16 protein-coding genes and 1 pseudogene are annotated in these 17,137 nt (G+C 72.8%); 6 read left to right on the plus strand and 11 right to left on the minus strand.

The annotated features are described in order from the left end of the window. The first annotated feature begins 52 nt into the window (after positions 1-52). On the plus strand, positions 53-976 hold the full coding sequence (locus tag MRBLMG1_RS09685; RefSeq protein ID WP_367822740.1) for a GNAT family N-acetyltransferase: 924 nt from the start codon (positions 53-55) through the stop codon (positions 974-976). Then, positions 957-1,436 (plus strand): DUF402 domain-containing protein, encoded by a 480-nt coding sequence (locus MRBLMG1_RS09690; protein ID WP_367822742.1) that lies wholly within the window; start codon positions 957-959, stop codon positions 1,434-1,436. The genes MRBLMG1_RS09685 and MRBLMG1_RS09690 overlap by 20 nt, the downstream gene beginning before the upstream one ends. A 96-nt stretch (positions 1,437-1,532) precedes the next feature. Here MRBLMG1_RS09690 and MRBLMG1_RS09695 read toward each other — a convergent pair whose 3' ends face one another. From MRBLMG1_RS09695 to MRBLMG1_RS09710, 4 genes are all read right to left on the minus strand, one after another. Continuing rightward, positions 1,533-1,949, minus strand: a complete 417-nt coding sequence (locus tag MRBLMG1_RS09695; protein ID WP_367822744.1) for a DUF6299 family protein — start codon at positions 1,947-1,949, stop codon at positions 1,533-1,535. Between the two features lie 127 nt (positions 1,950-2,076). Continuing rightward, on the minus strand, positions 2,077-3,567 hold the full coding sequence (locus MRBLMG1_RS09700; protein ID WP_367822746.1) for a tripartite tricarboxylate transporter permease: 1,491 nt from the start codon (positions 3,565-3,567) through the stop codon (positions 2,077-2,079). 3 nt (positions 3,568-3,570) lie between these two features. Further along, a complete protein-coding gene (locus tag MRBLMG1_RS09705) occupies positions 3,571-4,077 on the minus strand; it encodes a tripartite tricarboxylate transporter TctB family protein (protein WP_367822748.1) in 507 nt (168 codons plus the stop codon). Next, positions 4,074-5,057, minus strand: a complete 984-nt coding sequence (locus MRBLMG1_RS09710) for a Bug family tripartite tricarboxylate transporter substrate binding protein (RefSeq protein WP_367822750.1) — start codon at positions 5,055-5,057, stop codon at positions 4,074-4,076. Before MRBLMG1_RS09710 ends, MRBLMG1_RS09705 begins: the two co-directional genes overlap by 4 nt. A 131-nt stretch (positions 5,058-5,188) precedes the next feature. Between MRBLMG1_RS09710 and MRBLMG1_RS09715 the strand changes: the two genes are divergently transcribed. Both MRBLMG1_RS09715 and MRBLMG1_RS09720 read left to right on the plus strand, forming a co-directional pair. Further along, on the plus strand, positions 5,189-5,857 hold the full coding sequence (locus MRBLMG1_RS09715) for a response regulator (protein ID WP_367822752.1): 669 nt from the start codon (positions 5,189-5,191) through the stop codon (positions 5,855-5,857). A 188-nt stretch (positions 5,858-6,045) separates the two neighbouring features. Continuing rightward, on the plus strand, positions 6,046-7,026 hold the full coding sequence (locus MRBLMG1_RS09720; RefSeq protein WP_367822753.1) for a lytic polysaccharide monooxygenase: 981 nt from the start codon (positions 6,046-6,048) through the stop codon (positions 7,024-7,026). A gap of 3 nt (positions 7,027-7,029) precedes the next feature. On the opposite strand, the gene MRBLMG1_RS09725 is transcribed toward MRBLMG1_RS09720, so the two are convergent. The 3 genes from MRBLMG1_RS09725 to MRBLMG1_RS09735 all read right to left on the minus strand — a co-directional run bounded on the left by MRBLMG1_RS09725 (position 7,030) and on the right by MRBLMG1_RS09735 (position 12,734). After that, a complete protein-coding gene (locus MRBLMG1_RS09725) occupies positions 7,030-7,839 on the minus strand; it encodes an esterase/lipase family protein (RefSeq protein WP_367822755.1) in 810 nt (269 codons plus the stop codon). A gap of 318 nt (positions 7,840-8,157) precedes the next feature. Further along, complete coding sequence (locus MRBLMG1_RS09730; RefSeq protein ID WP_367822756.1) at positions 8,158-9,147, minus strand: DNA polymerase Y family protein; 990 nt, start codon at positions 9,145-9,147, stop codon at positions 8,158-8,160. Beyond that, the gene (locus tag MRBLMG1_RS09735; protein ID WP_367822757.1) at positions 9,144-12,734 is read right to left on the minus strand and encodes a DNA polymerase III subunit alpha; all 3,591 of its coding nucleotides are present in this window, start codon (positions 12,732-12,734) and stop codon (positions 9,144-9,146) included. The genes MRBLMG1_RS09730 and MRBLMG1_RS09735 overlap by 4 nt, the downstream gene beginning before the upstream one ends. Positions 12,735-12,884: 150 nt before the next feature. Between MRBLMG1_RS09735 and MRBLMG1_RS09740 the strand changes: the two genes are divergently transcribed. Then, the gene (locus tag MRBLMG1_RS09740; RefSeq protein ID WP_367822759.1) at positions 12,885-13,925 is read left to right on the plus strand and encodes a DUF3533 domain-containing protein; all 1,041 of its coding nucleotides are present in this window, start codon (positions 12,885-12,887) and stop codon (positions 13,923-13,925) included. A gap of 77 nt (positions 13,926-14,002) precedes the next feature. On the opposite strand, the gene MRBLMG1_RS37440 is transcribed toward MRBLMG1_RS09740, so the two are convergent. Both MRBLMG1_RS37440 and MRBLMG1_RS37445 read right to left on the minus strand, forming a co-directional pair. Further along, on the minus strand, positions 14,003-14,419 hold the full coding sequence (locus MRBLMG1_RS37440) for a hypothetical protein (RefSeq protein WP_422664610.1): 417 nt from the start codon (positions 14,417-14,419) through the stop codon (positions 14,003-14,005). A gap of 16 nt (positions 14,420-14,435) precedes the next feature. After that, positions 14,436-14,727, minus strand: a pseudogene (locus MRBLMG1_RS37445) (iron-containing alcohol dehydrogenase); the annotation flags it as partial. Here MRBLMG1_RS37445 and MRBLMG1_RS09750 point away from each other — a divergent pair. Further along, on the plus strand, positions 14,630-14,983 hold the full coding sequence (locus MRBLMG1_RS09750; RefSeq protein ID WP_367822877.1) for a hypothetical protein: 354 nt from the start codon (positions 14,630-14,632) through the stop codon (positions 14,981-14,983). The pseudogene MRBLMG1_RS37445 and the gene MRBLMG1_RS09750 sit on opposite strands and share 98 nt — an antisense overlap. Before the next feature lie 115 nt (positions 14,984-15,098). On the opposite strand, the gene MRBLMG1_RS09755 is transcribed toward MRBLMG1_RS09750, so the two are convergent. Together MRBLMG1_RS09755 and MRBLMG1_RS09760 are read right to left on the minus strand one after the other, a co-directional pair. Continuing rightward, positions 15,099-15,980, minus strand: coding sequence for a S1 family peptidase (locus MRBLMG1_RS09755; RefSeq protein ID WP_367822760.1), 882 nt, complete (start codon positions 15,978-15,980; stop codon positions 15,099-15,101). Positions 15,981-16,175: 195 nt separating this feature from the next. After that, positions 16,176-17,042: a S1 family peptidase gene (locus MRBLMG1_RS09760; protein ID WP_367822762.1), complete on the minus strand. Its 867-nt coding sequence runs from the start codon at positions 17,040-17,042 to the stop codon at positions 16,176-16,178. Positions 17,043-17,137: the final 95 nt, after the last annotated feature.

The following is a 17,137-nucleotide window of genomic DNA, read 5'->3' on the forward strand; positions in this document are numbered from 1 at the left end:
CGCCGGAAAATGGGAGGCGGCGGCGCACCCCCGACCCGTAGCGTGCGACCACATGACTGTGATCGTCCGTGATGTGACGGCCGGGGACGCCGACGGCTTCGCCCGGGTCCGCCGTGCCGCCCTTCCGTTCATGCTCGCGACCGCCGAGCAGTTCGCGTTCGACTGGGCGCACGCCCATCCGGCGGGCCACGAGCGTCCGCTCGTCGCGGTGACCGAGGACGGCGGGGTCATCGGGACCGCCCAGGTGCGGATCGCCCACGACGCCCCGGAGCCCGGCATCGGCTCCGTCAACGTGTACACGGACCCCGCCCACCTGGGCCGGGGCGCCGGAGCGCTGCTGCTGCGCGCCGCCGAGGAGCACCTCGCCGAGCACGGCGCGCGGACCCTGTACAGCTGGGTCCTCGACACGCCCGAGAACCTCGCCTGGGCCGGGCGCCGGGGGTACTCCCCCCGCCGCTCCGCCTACTTCCTCCGGCTCGACCTCGCCACCGCCGAACTGCCGCCTCTCCAGGCGCCGCCGGCCGGGGTCGAGCTGCTCACGGCCGAGGACTTCGCGGCCGATCCGCGGCCGCTCTTCGCGCTGGACGCGCTGACGACGGCCGACGAGCCGGGCGACGTGGGCACGGAGCTCGACGACTACGCGCACTGGCGGACGACCACCTGGGAACACCCCCTCCTCGACCGGGCGCTGACGACGGTCGTGGTGGTGGACGGCGTTCCGGCCGCGTTCAGCGCGGCGCACACGGACGGTCTGGGCCGGTACAGCTCGGCGATGACGGGCACCTCGCCCGCCTTCCGGGGCCGCGGGCTCGCCACACTCGCCAAGAACGCCTCGCTGCACCTGGCCCGCGCCGCGGGCTGCACGGAGGCGTTCACCGGGAACGACGCCGGCAACGAGCCGATGCTGGCGATCAACAAGCGGTTCGGCTACGAGATCGCGGTACGGGAGGTACGGCATGTCCGGACGATCGGTTGAGGTCACCCTGACGAAGGCGGGCCGGACGAAGATCCGCTACCCGGCCGAGGTCCTCACGGAGGACGGCGCCCGGCTCTCGGTCCGCGCCCCGTGGGCCGCCGAGGGCGTACGGGACTTCGGCTTCGTGCGGTTCGAGCCCGGCGACGTCTTCGTGGAGCACTACTGGAGCGACCGCTGGTTCACGGTCAAGGAGGTGTGGTCCGCCGACGGCGCCCTCAAGGGCTGGTACTGCGACATCACCCGCCCGGCCCTGATCGACGGCTGCGCGGTGGTCGTCGAGGACCTGGACCTGGACCTGTGGGTGTCGGCGGACGGCAGCGAGGTGCTGCGGCTCGACGAGGACGAGTTCGCCGCGAGCGGCCTCACCGCCTCCGACCCGGAGGCGGCGGCCCGCGCGGTCGTGGCCCTCGACGAGCTCGAAGTCCTCGGCCGCGAGGGCCTGATGGACCTGCTGCGCTGACCCGGCGCCCGTACGGCGGGTCCCGTACGACAGCTCCCGTACGGCGGGTCCCGTACGACAGCTCCCGTACGGGACCCGCGCCGGTGCTCGTACGGATCAGCTCTCGTGCAGCTCGACGTCCGACGCCCGCGTGGCGAGGAAGCCGGGGGTGGGCAGTCCCATCTCGCCGGTGGTGAGCTGCATGAGGGTGGCCTCGACCCGGGCGGCGCCGGGCCGGTACGCGAGGTCCTTCACGACGGCGGTGTTGACCCACGGGTGGACGCGGCCGTCGCAGATCGCCTGCGTGCCGCCGATCCCCGCGGAGTGGTCGCCCTGAACGAGGGTGGAGCTGACGAAGACGGGGCCGGCGCTGTCGTCGACGCAGAGGTACGTGCCGGACAGGGACACCGCACTGTCGGCGCCGACCGTGCCCCGTGCGTCGACGGAGAGGCCGTCGGCCCCTTCCGCGTGGGCGAGCGGGGCGACGGCGGCGGTGAGCAGGGCGGCTGCGGCAAGGGCGATGCGGACGCGCATGAGGGGGGTCCCTTCGGGATGTGGGGGATGATGCTGCCCGCCAGGGATACCGGATCAAGCCGCCCGCTGTCCGAAACTCACCCCATCGGGGGCGAGTTGGACAGCGGGCACGCATACCGTCGTACGGTCAGTGCGGGGCCCGCCGGCCGACCGCCTTCCGCAGCAGGGGCCAGGCCAGCAGGATCACGACGACCGTGTACACGGTGATCGAGAACGGCGTGTTCACCAGACCCGTCAGCGATCCGTCGCTGATCTGGAGCGCGCGGCGCAGCTGCTGTTCCGCGGCCGGGCCGAGGATCACCCCGATGACCGCGGGCAGCACCGGCAGGCCGTAACGCCGCATTCCGAGGCCGAGCAGGCCGATGACGAGCAGGATCACCAGATCCAGGGCCTCGCCTCCCACCGCGTACGCTCCGACGGCGGCGAAGAAGAGGATGCCGGCGTAGAGGTACGGGCGCGGGATGCGCAGCAGCTTGGCCCAGACGGGCGCGAGCGGCAGGTTGAGCGCGAGCAGCAGCACCATGCCGACGAACAGCGAGGCGATCAGGCCCCACACCAGCTCCGGTTCCCGCTCGAAGAGCAGCGGGCCCGGCTGGATGCCGTACTGCTGGAACGCGGCCAGCATCACGGCGGCGACGGCCGTCGTGGGCAGGCCCAGGGTCAGCATGGAGACGAGCGTGCCGGCCGCGGACGCCGAAGCCGCCGACTCGGGTCCGGCGACGCCCTCGATGGCGCCCTTGCCGAACTGGTCCTTGTGCTTCGAGAGCCGCTTCTCCGTGACGTACGACAGGAAGGTCGGGATCTCCGCGCCGCCGGCCGGGATCGCGCCGAACGGGAAGCCGATCAGGGGCCCGCGCAGCCACGACTTCCACGTCCGTCGCACATCGTCCCCGCCCAGCCAGGGACGGCCGACGGGAATGGCCTCCCCCGACGAGCGGCGCAGGTGCGCGGCGACCCACAGGGCCTCGCCGATGGCGAAGAGGCCGACCGCGACGATCACGACGTCGACGCCGTCGGCGAGCTGGAGCGAACCGAAGGTGAGGCGCTGCTGCCCGGTCATCTGGTCGAGGCCGACCAGGCCGATCGTCAGACCGACGAGGAGGGACGCGAGGCCCCGGATGCGCGACGAGCCGAGGACCGAGGTCACCGCGATGAACGCGAGGACCATGAGCGCCAGATAGTCGGGGGCACCGATGTCGACGGCCAGCGCCGCGACGGTCGGGGCGAGGACGACGAGCAGGATCGTGCCGATCATGCCGCCGGCGAAGTGGCCGACGGCGGCCGCCGCGAGCGCCTGCGCGCCCCGCCCCGCCTTCGCCATCGGATTGCCCTCGATGGCCGCGACGACGGCGGCGCTCTCGCCCGGGGTGTTGAGCAGGATCGACGTGGTGGAGCCGCCGAACATGGCGCCGTAGTAGATGCCGGCGAACATGATGAACGCGCCGGTCGGATCCAGTCCGTACGTCACCGGCAGGAGCAGCGCGACGGCCATCGCGGGGCCGATGCCGGGCAGGACGCCGATGGCGGTGCCGAGGAGCACGCCGATCGCGGCCCACAGCAGGTTCATCGGGGTGAGGGCGGTCCCGAAGCCGTCGATGAGGGAGTTCAGGGAATCCACGGGTCAGATCACTCCCATCAGCGGGCCGCCGGGCAGCGGGACGCCGAGCAGCTTGTCGAAGACGGCGTAGGTCAGGAGCGAGAGGCCGGCCGCGATCAGCGGGTCGCGGTGGAGACGGCGGCTGCCGAGGGCGTACGCCGCACCCCAGAAGAGGAGGGCGCCGGCGACGGGGAAGCCGACGGGGCCGATGAGGACCGCGAAGGCCAGGAAGACGCCGGCGAGGAGGACGACCGTGCGCCAGTCCGCGGGCTCGGTCAGGTCGACGTCCTCGCCGGCCTCGGACTCGCCGCGGCCGCCGCGCAGGACGTCGACGGTGAGGAGGACGGCGACGACGAGCAGGCCGCAGCCGACCACGACCGGGACGGTGGCGGGGCCGACGGGGCCGCGGCCGGTGACGTCCGCGTCGAGGGTGAGGGCGTCGGTGAGGACCAGGACGCCGAGGAGGAAGAGCAGGGCGCCGACGCCGAGCTCGGAACGCCCGCGCAGCAGGCCCTTGAGCGTGGTGATCACAGGCCGAGCTCCTTCAGGACGGAGCCGACCCGCCGGTCCTGCTCGGTGAGGAAGGTGCCGAACTCCTCGCCGGGCAGGAAGGCGTCGTTCCAGCCGTGGGTCTTCAGCGACTCGCGCCACTGCGGGGAGTCGTGCAGCTTCGTCACCAGACCGACGAGCTTGTCGCGCTCGGCGTCGGACAGGCCGGGCGGTGCGACGATGCCCCGCCAGTTGGTGAACTCGGTGTCGAGGCCCGCCTCGCGGAGCGTAGGGGCGTCGAGGCCGGGGACCCGCTGCGGGCCGGTGACGGCGAGGAGGCGCAGCTCCCCCGCCTTGATCTGGTCCAGGTACTCGCCGACGCCGGAGACGCCGAAGCCGACCTTGTTGCCGAGGATGGAGGCGAGGAGCTCGCCGCCGCCGTCGAAGGGCACGTAGTTGACGTCCTTCGGCGCGATCCCGGCCGCCTGCGCCATCAGCATCGGGGCGAGGTGGTCCGGCCCGCCGGGCGAGGAACCGCCCCCGACGGGCAGCTTGCCGGGATCCTTCCTCCAGGCCGCGAGCAGCTCCTGGATCGTCCGGTACGGGGAGTCCTTGCCGACCACGACGATGTCCTGCTCCTCGGTGAGCCGGGCGATCGGGGTGGTGTCGGCGAGGGTCCTGGGCGTCTCGTTGGTGTGGACGGCGCCGACGACACCGAGGCCCATGGACATGGCGAGGCGGCCGTTGCCGCGCTCGCCGACGAGCCGGGTGAGACCGACGGTGCCGCCCGCGCCGGGCAGGTTGAAGACCTCGATGTCGCCGGTGAGGCCCGCCTCCTCGGCGTTCTTCGCCGCGGTGCGGGCGGTGATGTCGTATCCGCCGCCGGGCGTGTTGGGGACCATGAAACGCAGGCCGGGTATCTGCGTACCGGTGTCGGAGCCGCTGCCCTGGCCGAGCAGCGGGGGACCCACCAGCACGAGCAACGCCGCCCCGAGGAGGGCGAAGGGGGTGCGCAACCGCACGGGAGCCGCCTCTCAGGTAGAGGGATGAGGGGTGTGAGGTGGCCCACATGTTGCCGGTACGTGAAGAAGCTGTCTCTCTTCCGCAATCAACGGACGTTGTGGTCCTTGTGGTCGCGACCTAGCGTGTCCGCGTGACGAATGTGCTGGTCGTGGACGACGACTTCATGGTCGCCAAACTGCACTGCCGCTACGTCTCGGCCGTGCCCGGCTTCCGCGTGTCCGGCGTCGCCCACACCGGCGCCCAGGCCCTCCGCGCCGCCGACGACCTCCGCCCCGACCTCGTCCTCCTCGACGTCTTCCTCCCCGACATGGACGGCATCCAGGTCCTGCGCGAACTGCGCGCCGCCGGCCACGCCGTCGACGCCCTCTTCATCACCGCGGCCCGCGACGCCGGCACCATCCGCTCGGCCCTCCGCGCCGGAGCCCTCCACTACCTGATCAAGCCCTTCAGCCAGACCGCCCTCCACGAACAGCTCCGCCACGTCGCCTCCCTCCGCACCCGCCTCGACGACCTCGACGAAGCCCGCCAAGAAGACGTCGACCACATCTTCGGCACCCGCCCCCGCGCCTCCCGCGAACTCCCCAAAGGCCTCGCCGCCCACACCGCCGACCTCGTCGACTCCGTCCTCCGCGCCCACCCCCAAGGCCTCTCCGCCACCGAGTGCGCCGCAGCCGGCTCCCTCTCCCGCGTCAGCGCCCGCCGCTACCTCGAGTACTTCGCCCAAACCGGCCGCGCCGAAATCACCCTCCGCTACGGCGGCACCGGCCGCCCAGAACGCCGCTACCGCCGCCTGGGCTGACGCCCGGCCCGGTGCGCGTCCCGCCTCCCCGCCGGCGGTTCGGTCCCTGTTCCTCAGCCGCTTCTTACCCCGGCCTTAACGGGGTCCTAAGGATCGCCGTCTCCCGCTCCCCGAGGGCTTTTTCGCTGCTTCGGGCGGCTAGCTTCCATGGCAACCCCCCACACCACCCTCGTGAAGGAGTTGTCCCCATGACCTCTCGCCGTACGACCGCCGCTCTGACCACCTCCGCGGTGCTGGCCCTGTCCGGGCTGGGGTCGGGAGCCGCGTTCGCGCACGGGTCGATGACGGATCCGGTGAGTCGGGTGGCGGCGTGTTATGCGGAGGGGCCGGAGGCGCCGAGGTCGGGGGCTTGTGGGGCGGCGGTGGGGGTGGGGGGGACGCAGGCGTTCTATGACTGGAACGGGGTGAACATCGCGAACGCGGCGGGGAAGCACCGGGAGTTGGTTCCGGACGGGAAGTTGTGCAGTGCGGGGAACGAGAAGTACCGGGGGCTGGATCTGGCGCGGGCGGACTGGCCGGCGAGCAGGATGACGGGCGGGGCGCACACGTTCCGTTACAAGGGGACGGCGCCGCACAAGGGGTCGTTCGCGTTGTACGTGACGAAGGACGGGTACGACCCGTCGAAGCCGTTGAAGTGGTCGGACCTGGAGGAGGAGCCGTTCGTGACGGTGACCGATCCGGGGACGGAGAACGGCGACTACGTGTTCCGGGGGACGGTGCCGGAGAAGGTCGGACGGCACCTGATCTATTCGGTGTGGCAGCGGTCGGACTCGCCCGAGGCGTTCTACACGTGCTCGGACGTGGTGTTCGGGAAGGACGGCGGTGGTACGGCTCCGGCGCCGACGGCGTCCGCGCCGAGCGAGGAGCAGATCGAGGAGGGGCGGGACGAGTCGTCGGTCGAGCACGGCGGGCACGGGGACGGTGACGCGGCGACGGGAGCGGGAGAGACCGCCGCCGTGCCGGCTCCCTCGGGTGAGGCGACCACGGAGGCCGCCACCGCCGCCCCCAACGTGCCCGCGCCCGCGGCCGGTTCGGGCTCCGGGGTGGAGTTGGCCGAGACCGGTGGGGACGGCGCCACGCCGTATCTGGCGGTGGGTGGCGCCGTCGGGCTCGCGCTGGGGGCGGTGGTGCTGTTCGGGGCGGGGCGGCGGCGCCGGGCGGAGCGGTAGGGGTCAGCCGAGGACCGAGAGGCAGGTCGTCGGGGTGGCGTGGGCGGGGTCGAGGGCGTTGGCGACTTCGTGGAAGGTGACGCGGTCGACCGTGCCGATGGCGACGTGCTCGGAGAGGTCGAGGGCGCACTTGTCCTGGATGAGGACGTTGGTGACGTTCGGGCCGCTCAGGAACTGCGAGCGCCACGGGGTGACGACTTCGTCGTACTGGCTCGCGATGACGTGGTAGCGGACGCCGGGGACGGTGTCGCCGCCTTCGTTGAGCTTGGTGATGAAGGCGGAGCCGGCGATCTGGTCGGCGAGGCCGGGGGTCGTGGAGCTGATGAGGTCCTCGGCGCCGGGGAAGTACGGCAGGAGCTTGGTGAGGCCGAGGAGGGTGGTGCCGTGGTTGTCGGGGGCGATGCCGACGAGCGCGTTCACCTTCTCGGCCCCGCCGAGGAACTTGAGGTACCAGCGGGGCATCATGCCGCCCTGCGAGTGGCCGACGAGGTCGGCTTCGGGGGCGCCGGTGGCGGCGAGGACCTGGTCGACGTAGGTGTCGAGCTGGCCGGCGGAGGCGGCGATGGGGCCGAGGCCGTTGAAGAACGGCACGCCGGGCAGCTGGCCGTAGTCGAGTGAGAAGACGCAGTAGCCGCGGTTGACCAGGTAGGGCGCGAGGCCGAGCCAGTTGTCGACGGAGTTGCCGAAGGTGCCGTGGACGAGGACGACCGGGCGCGGGTGGGCGGCGGAGGGCTTGCAGGAGAAGTCGTTCCAGCCACGGCTGGGGGCGGTGGTCTCCGTCTGGGCCGAGGCGGACGCGGTGGGGGCGAGCATGGCGGCGGCGGTCAGCAGGAGGACGGACAGTGCTCTGACGGCGTACTTCCAGGACTTCCGGGGCGTTCGCGCTGTACGAACGGTTCGCGCCGTGTTCGCTGTTCGCGCCGTAGGTGCTGTTCGTGCCGTTCTGGACGTTCTGGACGTTCGGGGCAGCATCGGGCGATCTCCTTGCGGCTCAAGGGGATGGTGGGGGTGCTGTGCCCTGCGGTCCGGACCACAAGTGGGGATGCGCGGTGGGGATGCGCTTCAGCCAAGCTACGCACGGGTAGCCTCGACTGGGAAGTTACGCGTCGGTAAAAAGTGGGGGTGTCGCCGTCAGGCGGCCTGACGGCCCGCCAGCGAGCCCGGCAGCACCGCCCGTCGGCCGAACTTCGCCCGTGCCCGGTCCGCCGCCGCCTCGATGCGGCGGGCCTTCTCGTCCGCCGGGTCCAGGGACAGCTGGTGGGCGGCCCCTTCGGCGTCCGTCAGGCCTTCGGCGCGGAGCGCGATGCCCCGGACCCTGGCCCGCTGGAGGCCGAGGGAGTCGTGGACGGCGTACGCGAGGGCGGTGAGCGCGGCGGAGTGGGCGGTGGGTTCGGGCAGGGTGCGGGTCCGGGTGGTCGTGGTGCGGTCGGCGTACCGCACGGTGACCGCGAGCGAGCGGCACACCTGCCCCTCCGTGCGGAGCCGGGCGCCGAGCTCGGTGGCGAGCGAGAGGAGGGCCCGGCGCTGCGCCGGGCGGTCGGTCTCGTCGTGCGGGAAGGAGCGTTCGGCGGCCGTCGACCGGGAGACGGCGTTCGGGACGACGGGGGTGCGGTCGATGCCCTGGGCGCGTTCCCACAGTTCGCGGCCGGTCTTCGCGCCGACGAGTCGCTGGAGCACGGCGAGCGGGGCGTCCGCGACGCGGCCGGCGGAGTCGAGTCCGTAGCCGCAGAGGGTACGGGCGGTGGTGCGGCCGACGCCGTCGAGCGCGACGACCGGCCGGTCCCGCAGGAAGGCCGCCGGGTCGTCGACGACGAGGGTGACGCCGGGCCGGGCGTCGCGGGCCGCCATCCGGGCCAGCATCGGGTTGGGGCCGGCGCCGATGACGCAGTCGACGCCGTACAGCGCGAGCGCCCTGACGCGGATCACCGAGGCGAGTTCGGCCGGGCCGCGGCCGAAGTAGCGCAGCGCGCCGCTCACGTCGGCGAGCGCCTCGCAGGGCGGGGCCGCCTCGACGAGGGGGGTGAACTCGCCGAGCAGGTCGATCAGCCGGGGCAGTGCCGTCTCGGTCCCTCCGCCTTCGGAGGAGGCCGGTTCGAGGCGGAACCGTACGCAGAGGATCATCCGGCGCTCCCGGGGCTGCTGTGCCAGAGCTTTCGCGCCGGTGTGGCGGCGCCCTCCCCGGCGGGCCGGAGGTCGGCCCAGGGGTTCATCTCGTAGCCGGTGGGCATCGTGATGCGGCGGCCGTTGTCGGTGCTCTCCGCGGCGGGCGCCGTCTCGGCGAGCCGCTCCCCCACCGCGTGCAGGCCGCCGGCGGCGCGGAGTTCGGCGAGTTCGGCGAGGTTCCAGGCGGCGGAGCCGACGACGCTGAGGCTGCGCGGGCCGCGCCGCTGCACCACGCCCCGGACCAGGAGCAGCCAGGAGTGGAAGACGGTGTGGGCGCAGCGTTCGTGGGCGTCGTCGAAGAAGGCGAGGTCGACCAGGCCGGTGCCGTCGTCGAGGGTGCTGAAGATGACGCGTTTGCCGGAGCGGATGGGCGGGGTCTGGGTGGCGGCCTTGGCGCCGGCGACCAGGACGGTCCGGCCATGGGGGGTGTCGCGCAGCCGTTGGGCGGTGACGACGCCGAGTTCGCGGAGGAAGGCGTGGTGGTCGTCCATGAGGTGGCGGGAGGCGTCCATGCCGAGGATGCCGAGTTCGGCGCTGAGGCGTTCGGTGTCGTCGAGGTCGGGCAGGCCGATGGGGGCGGTCTTCCCGCCCTGGGCGAAGGGGAGTTGGCCGCCGTGGGAGGCGGCTCCGCGCTGGATGCGCCGGAGTTCGGTGAGGTGGAGCAGGAGGTCGCGGCGGTTGGCGCCGAAGGCGTCGAGGGCGCCGACCTGGGCGAGGCGTTCGGCGACGGGGGTGCGGGGGCGGGCCCGTTCCCAGAAGTCGAGCAGGGAGGCGTAGGGCTGTCCGGCCTCGATCCGGCCGCTCTCGGCCTCGCTGATGCCGTGGACGTCGGTCAGGCCGAGCCGGAGGCCCCACCGCGCCGGGCCATCGGACACCAGTTCGATACGGTGGGCGACCGCCGACCGGTTCACGTCGAGGGGCAGCACCGGCACCCCGCGCCGGCGCGCGTCCGCGAGCAGTAGCCGCTTGGGGTACATGCCGGGGTCGTGGGTGAGCAGCCCGGCGTAGAAGGCGGCCGGGTGGTGCGCCTTGAGCCAGGCCGACTGGTAGGTCGGCACGGCGAAGGCCACCGCGTGCGCCTTGCAGAAGCCGTACGAGCCGAAGGCCGCCACGATCTCCCAGGTGCGGGCGACGACGTCGGGGTCGTATCCGCGCTCCGCGGCCCGCCGGGCGAACCACGTCCGGATCCGGCCCTGCGATTCCGGGTCCGAGAGCCCGCGCCGCACCTGGTCGGCCTCGGCCCGGTCGCAGCCGGTCATGATCCGGACGATCTCGATGATCTGCTCGTGGAAGACGACCACGCCGTACGTCTCCTTCAGCGTCTCCTCCAGGTCGGGGTGCGGGTAGCGGACGGGGGCGCGGCCGTGCCGGGCCTCGATGAAGGGGCGGACCATGTCGGCGGCGACCGGTCCGGGCCGGAAGAGCGAGATGTCGACGACGAGGTCGTGGAAGGTCGCGGGCTGGAGCCGGCCGACCAGGTCGCGCTGGCCCGGCGACTCGATCTGGAAGCAGCCGAGGGTCTCGGTGGAGCGGATGAGCCGGTACGTCTCGGGGTCGCCGTCGGGGATCGCGGCGAGGTCCGGCCGTGTGCCGGTGGCGCGCTCGACCTCGGCGACGGCGTGGGCCATCGCGGACTGCATCCGGACGCCGAGGACGTCGAGTTTGAGCAGTCCGAGGTCCTCGACGTCCTCCTTGTCGAACTGGGACATGGGGAACCCCTCGCCGCTGGTGGGCACCACGGGGGTACGGGAGAGCAGCGAGGCGTCCGAGAGCAGCACCCCGCAGGGGTGCATGGCGGTGCCGCGGGGCAGCGCGTCGAGGGCCTCGACCAGCTCCCAGAGCTTCCCGTACTTGCCCTTCTCGCCCGCGAGTTCGCGCAGTTCGGGCAGTTCGTCGAGGGCGGCGAGGGCGTCCCGGGCGCGGATGTGCGGGAAGGCCTTGGCGATCCGGTCGATCTCGGCCGGGTCCATGGAGAGGGCGGCGCCGACGTCCCGTACCGCGTGGCGGACCCGGTAGGTCTCGGGCATGGAGACGGTGGCGACCCGTTCGGTGCCGAAGCGGTCGATGATCGCCCGGTAGACCTCCAGGCGGCGGGCGGACTCCACGTCGATGTCGATGTCGGGCAGGGCGGTGCGGCGCTTGGAGAGGAAGCGTTCCATCAGCAGGCCGTGCTCGACCGGGTCGGCGTGGGCGATGCCGAGGAGGTGGTTGACGAGGGAGCCGGCGCCGGAGCCGCGGGCGGCGACCCGGATCCCCATGTCCCGTACGTCGTCGACGACCTGGGCGACCGTCAGGAAGTAGGTGGCGAAGCCGTGGTGGGCGATGACGTCCAGCTCGCGGTGCATCCGGTCCCAGTAGGCGCGCCGCTTCTCGTACCCCTTCAGGACCATGCCGGCGGCGGCCCGGGAGGCGAGGACGCGCTGGGCGGTGCGGTGCTGCGCGCCGACGAGGTACGGCTCCGGGAAGTGCGCGGAGCCGATGCCGAGGTCGTCCTCGGGGTCGACCAGGCAGGCGGCGGCGACGGCCGCGGTCCGGTCGAGCAGCCGGTGGGCGGCGTCCCGGCGGAAGCCGGCGGCCTCGACGATCCGTTCGGCGGCCGCCAGCATGCCGTCGGCGCCCTCGGACCCCTTGGACCCCTTCGCCCCTTGGGTGCCTTCGAGTCCTTTGAGCCAGGCCTCGCCGCTGTCGAGCCCCTTGCGGGGGTCGACGGGGACGAGTCGGCGGGCGGAGTCGAGGACGTCGGCGACCGGGCCCTGGCCGGGGTCGGCGTAGCGGACGGCGTTGGTGAGGACGGGGCGGACGCCCTGCTCGGCGGCGAAGCCGACGGTGCGGGCGGCGAGCCGCAGGGAGCCGGGCCCGGTGCCGGGGCGCCCGTGGTCGACGGCCGCCAGGCGCAGTGCGTCGCCGTACCGCTCGCGCCAGGGGGCGAGCAGTCGGACGGCCCGGTCGGGGCGGCCGGCGGCGAGGGCGCGGCCGACGTCGGAGTCGGGGCCGAGCAGGACGGTCAGGCCCTCGTCGCCCAGGTCGGGCCAGGCGGCCAGGGGGCTGCCGCCGTCGGCGCGGGTGCCGGCGCGGTGGGCGGCAGTGATCATCGCGCAGAGCGAGGCCCAGCCGGCGCGGGAGCGGGCGAGGAAGAGGGCGCGGGGCGCGGACTCGTCGACGAAGGCCCCTCCGCGCACGGGTACCCGCCGGGTGGAGCCCTGGTCGGGGGCGGGCGTCGACCATCCGGCGGCCTCGCCGGTTCCGGGCCGCCCGCGGCCCTGGCCCGTAGTACCGCCGTGGCCGGCCGGGGGGCGGCCGGACCCGGCCGGGGCTCCGCCCGGCGCGGCCGCCTCGTACGCGAGGTCCACGCCGAAGAGGGGGCGGATGCCTTCCTTCGCGCACGCCTTCGCGAAGCGGACGGCGCCGGCGAGGGTGTCGCGGTCGGTCAGGGCGAGGGCGTCCATGCCCCGTTCGGCGGCGCGTGCGGCCAGTCGTTCGGGGTGCGAGGCGCCGAAGCGCGGGGAGAAGCCCGACGCGGTGTGCAGGTGCGTGAATCCCGGCATGACTGGCGCACCTCCCGCACTCCGCATCGAATTCGTACGTACGTTCCCACCCCCCGAACCCAGCGTAGCCTACTTTCGAACATCCGTACGATAACTCGTTCGGACCCTTCCCACCTGCGGAAACACCGCACTCCCCCGAGCCTGGGGGGCATGAGCTTCGTCGATGAACTGAAAAGCGCCGTCACCCCACGAGCCGCCCTGCTCGTCGTCGGCGTCTTCGCCCTCCAGCTCCTGTTCATCACCTCGTACGTCGGGGCCCTGCACAATCCGAAGCCCGTGGACGTCCCCTTCGGCGTGGTCGCCCCTCAGCAGCAGATCGCCGCCACCCTGAACGACCGGCTGGAGAAGCTGCCCGGCGACCCCCTCGACCCGCACGTGGTCGCGGACGAGGCAGAGGCGCGCGACCAGATCATGAACCGGGAGATCGACGGGGCCCTGATCGTCGACCCCCGGGGCCGCACCGACACCCTGCTCGTCGCCTCCGGCGGCGGCAAGGTGCTCTCCGCGACCCTGGAGGCGATGATCACGAAGCTGGAGGCGGCCAACCAGCGCCTCGTCCGGACCGTCGACGTGGCCCCGTCCTCCTCCCAGGACTTCAACGGACTCTCCGCCTTCTACCTGGTCATCGGCTGGTGCGTCGGCGGCTACATCTGCGCCGCGATCCTGGCGATCAGCGCGGGCTCGCGGCCCGCGAACCGGGAGCGGGCGATCATCCGGCTCGGGGTGCTCGCGCTCTACGCGGCGCTCGGCGGTCTCGGCGGCGCGATCATCGTCGGCCCGATCCTCGGCGCCCTGCCCGGCAGCGTCGCGGCCCTGTGGGGCCTGGGCACCCTGGTGGTCTTCGCCGTGGGCGCCGCCACCCTCGCCCTCCAGTCCGTCTTCGGGATCGTCGGCATCGGCCTGGCGATCCTGCTCATCGTGATCGCCGGCAACCCCAGCGCGGGCGGCGCCTTCCCGCTGCCGATGCTGCCGCCGTTCTGGCGGGCGATCGGCCCGTACCTGCCACCGGGCGCGGGTACCTGGTCGGCCCGCTCGATCGCGTACTTCAAGGGCAACGACATGACCGCCTCGATGGTGATCCTGTCGGTCTGGGCGATCGTGGGCGCGGCCGTCACCCTGGTGCTGTCCTCGGTGAAGCGGCATCCGAAGGCGGAGCCGATCGCCGACGAGGTGGGCGAGGTCCGCCCGTAGGGCGACACGGAAGGCCCACCCGGACACGGGCAGGAAGGCCCCCGCCGCGCGGCGGGGGCCTTCACCGTGCCGGGGCTCTACGCGCCGTAGTACGCCCGGGTCATCAGTTCCTTCATCTCGTCGATCATCGGCATCCGCGGGTTGGCGGGCGCGCACTGGTCGGCGTAGGCGTTCATCGCCTGCTGCGGCAGGGCCGCCAGGAAGGCCGCCTCGTCCACGCCCTCCTCCTGGAAGGAAGCCGGGATGCCGCACCGGGTACGGAGCTCCTCGACCGCCCTGGCGTAGGACTCCACGCCCTCCTCGGGGGTCGCGGCCGGCAGGCCGAGCATCCGCGCGATCTCCTGGAAGCGCTCAGGGGCCCGGTAGACCTCGGCCTTCGGCCACGGCACGGCCTTGTGGGTGACGGTGCCGTTGTGCCGGATGACGTGCGGGAGCAGCAGCGCGTTGGTGCGGCCGTGGGCGACGTGGAAGGTGTTGCCGAGGGTGTGGGCCATGGCGTGGACCAGGCCGGCCGGAGTCGGCGGTGACCGTGGCCGGGAGGTTCAGCGGCAGCACCGGGGCGACGATGGCGACGTCCGGGGTGAGCGTGTAGTCGGCGAGCGACCGCGAAGGGAGTGACCTCGCTGCCGGTGCCCGACGTGGTCGGGATCGCGACCAGCTTCGCCTTCTCCCCGAGCTTCGGGAAGCGGTAGGCGCGCTTGCGGATGTCGAAGAACTTCTCCTTGCTGTCCGCGAACTCGACCTCGGGCCGCTCGTACATCAGCCACATGATCTTCGCCGCGTCCATCGGGGAGCCGCCGCCCGTGCTCGCAGGCGAAGAGGTTCTTGACGGCCTTGTCCTCGAAGAGGCCGCGCCCGGTCTCCTCGACGGCGAGCTTCGCCAGGTCCCCGTGCGCGCTCAGCGCGGCGAGCGAGGCCTTCTCGACGATGTGGTCGACCTGCTCCTGGTCGAGGGTCTCGAACCGGGCGAGCGCCCCGAGGGCGTCCCGCACCAGTCCGTCCACCCTCTCCTTGGCCTCCATGGCAGGCACTCCTTCTTCGGGTCCCTATGTCTCTGATGTCTTGATTCGACACCCGGTGACCTGCGAGAAGGGGCGGAGAAAGGCCCGGAGAGAGGGGCCGGAAGTCCCATTGCGAACACATCCACCAAGGGACTTCCGGGCCCGGTGCCGCCTAGTACACGCTCACGCCGTAGGCGCTCAGCGCCTCCGTCACGGGCTGGAAGAACGTCGTGCCGCCCGAGGAGCAGTTGCCGCTGCCGCCCGAGGTCAGGCCGATCGCCCGGCTGCCCGAGTAGAGCGGGCCGCCGGAGTCGCCGGGCTCGGCGCAGACGTTGGTCTGGATCATGCCGTAGACGATGTCGCCGCCGCCGTAGTTCACGGTGGCGTTCAGACCGGTCACGGTGCCGCTGTGGATACCGGTCGTCGAACCGCGGCGGGTGACGGACATCCCGACGGTGGCGTTGGCGGCGCTGGTGATGTCGACGCTGCCGACCGTGCCGGACTTGGTCACCGAGGTGTTGGTGTAGCGCACGATGCCGTAGTCGTTGGTCGGGAAGCTCGATCCGGCCGTGGAGCCGAGCACGGTCGTACGGGACGAGTTGGAGTACCAGGTGCCCGCGCCGTCGGTGCAGTGGCCGGCGGTGAGGAAGTAGTAGTTCCCCGCGCTGTCCTTGACGTTGAAGCCCAGCGAGCAGCGCCAGCTGCTCGCGTAGATGGCGTCGCCGCCGGAGATCAGCTTGTTGAACCTGCCGGGGGTGCGCTCGACGCGCAGCGCGCCGGCGTTGGCCCCCGCCTGCCGCTTGATCTTCGCGATCTCGGCCGGGGAGACGGTGGAGTCGACGGTGACGACCACCGTGCCGCTCGCCGGGTCGACGCGCCAGGCGGTGCCGGCCACGTCGGCGGCGAGGACGGCGTCGCCCGCGGCGGTGAGCTGGGCGGCGCCGAAGGTTCCGGCGGAGTCGGCGCTGGCGGCGGGGACGGCGAACGCCGCGGCGGCGGCGAGCCCGGTCGCGACGGCGAGCATCCGGATGTTACGCGTGGGGGTGGTGCGCATGGTCCTCACTTCTCGTTCCTCCAGAGGGGAATGGGGGGCCCGCAGTGGGGTGTCGGACCCGTGAGGCGCGGCCAGGGGCCGGCGCTGTGGGGGGAGTCTCGGGCCGTACGACTTCACGCCGCAAGGGCGTCTTTCAGCCGTACGGCCTTCAACTGGCAAGCTACGTACAGGAGTTGCTCAACGAGTAGGGGTCGCTCAGTACAGGCTCACGTTGTACTTGGCGAGCGCCTCGGGCACCGGCTGGTAGAACGTGGTGCCGCCGGTCGAGCAGTTGCCGCTGCCGCCGGAGGTGATGCCGAGCGCCTTGGTGCCGTCGTAGAGCGCGCCGCCGGAGTCGCCGGGCTCGGCGCAGACGTTGGTCTGGATCATGCCGCGCACGGTGCCGCCGCCGGAGTAGCGGACGGTGGCGTTCAGCCCGGTGACGGTGCCGCTCCGGGTGCCGGTGGTGGAGCCGGAGCGCTTGACGGCCTCGCCCACGTAGGCGTCGGCCGCGGTGAAGCCGCCGGTGTGGGCGAGCGAGGTGTTGTCGTAGCGGACCAGGGCGTAGTCGTTGCCCGGGAAGCTGGACCCGCTGGTGGCGCCGATCAGCGTGGACTGGGCCGAGTTGGCGTACCAGGTGCTCACCACGTTGCCGCAGTGCCCGGCGGTGAGGAAGTAGTACGTGCTGCCGCTGCGGACGTTGAAGCCGAGCGAGCAGCGGTAGCCGTTGCCGTAGATGGCGTCCCCGGCCGCGAGCAGGGGCTTGAAGACGCCGGGGGCGCGCTGGACGCTCAGCGCCCCGGCGTCGGCGCCGACCGCCCCGCGGATCCTGGCGATGCCCTCGTCGGTGACGGTGGAGTCGACGGTGACGACGACCCGGCCGGCGGCTCTGTCCACGTACCAGGCGGTGCCGCCGACACCGGCGGCGTCGACGGCGGCGTCGGCGCGGGCGAGCAGGGCCGCGGCCGCGGGGCCGGGGGCGGGGGCGGCCTGGGCGGCGGGGAGGCCGAGGGCCGTGACGGCGGCGAGGCCGGCGGCGACGGCGAGCAGGCGGGTGCGGGTGTTCCTCACTGTGCTCCTCACTGTTCTCCTTCTGGAAGAAAACGGAGGGGCCCGTGGGTGGCGGGCCCGTGAGGCGCCATCAGGTGTCGTGTCCCTGACATGCACCACGAGTGATA

Source organism: Streptomyces sp. LMG1-1-1.1, assembly GCF_040815545.1.
Lineage (GTDB): Bacteria > Actinomycetota > Actinomycetes > Streptomycetales > Streptomycetaceae > Streptomyces.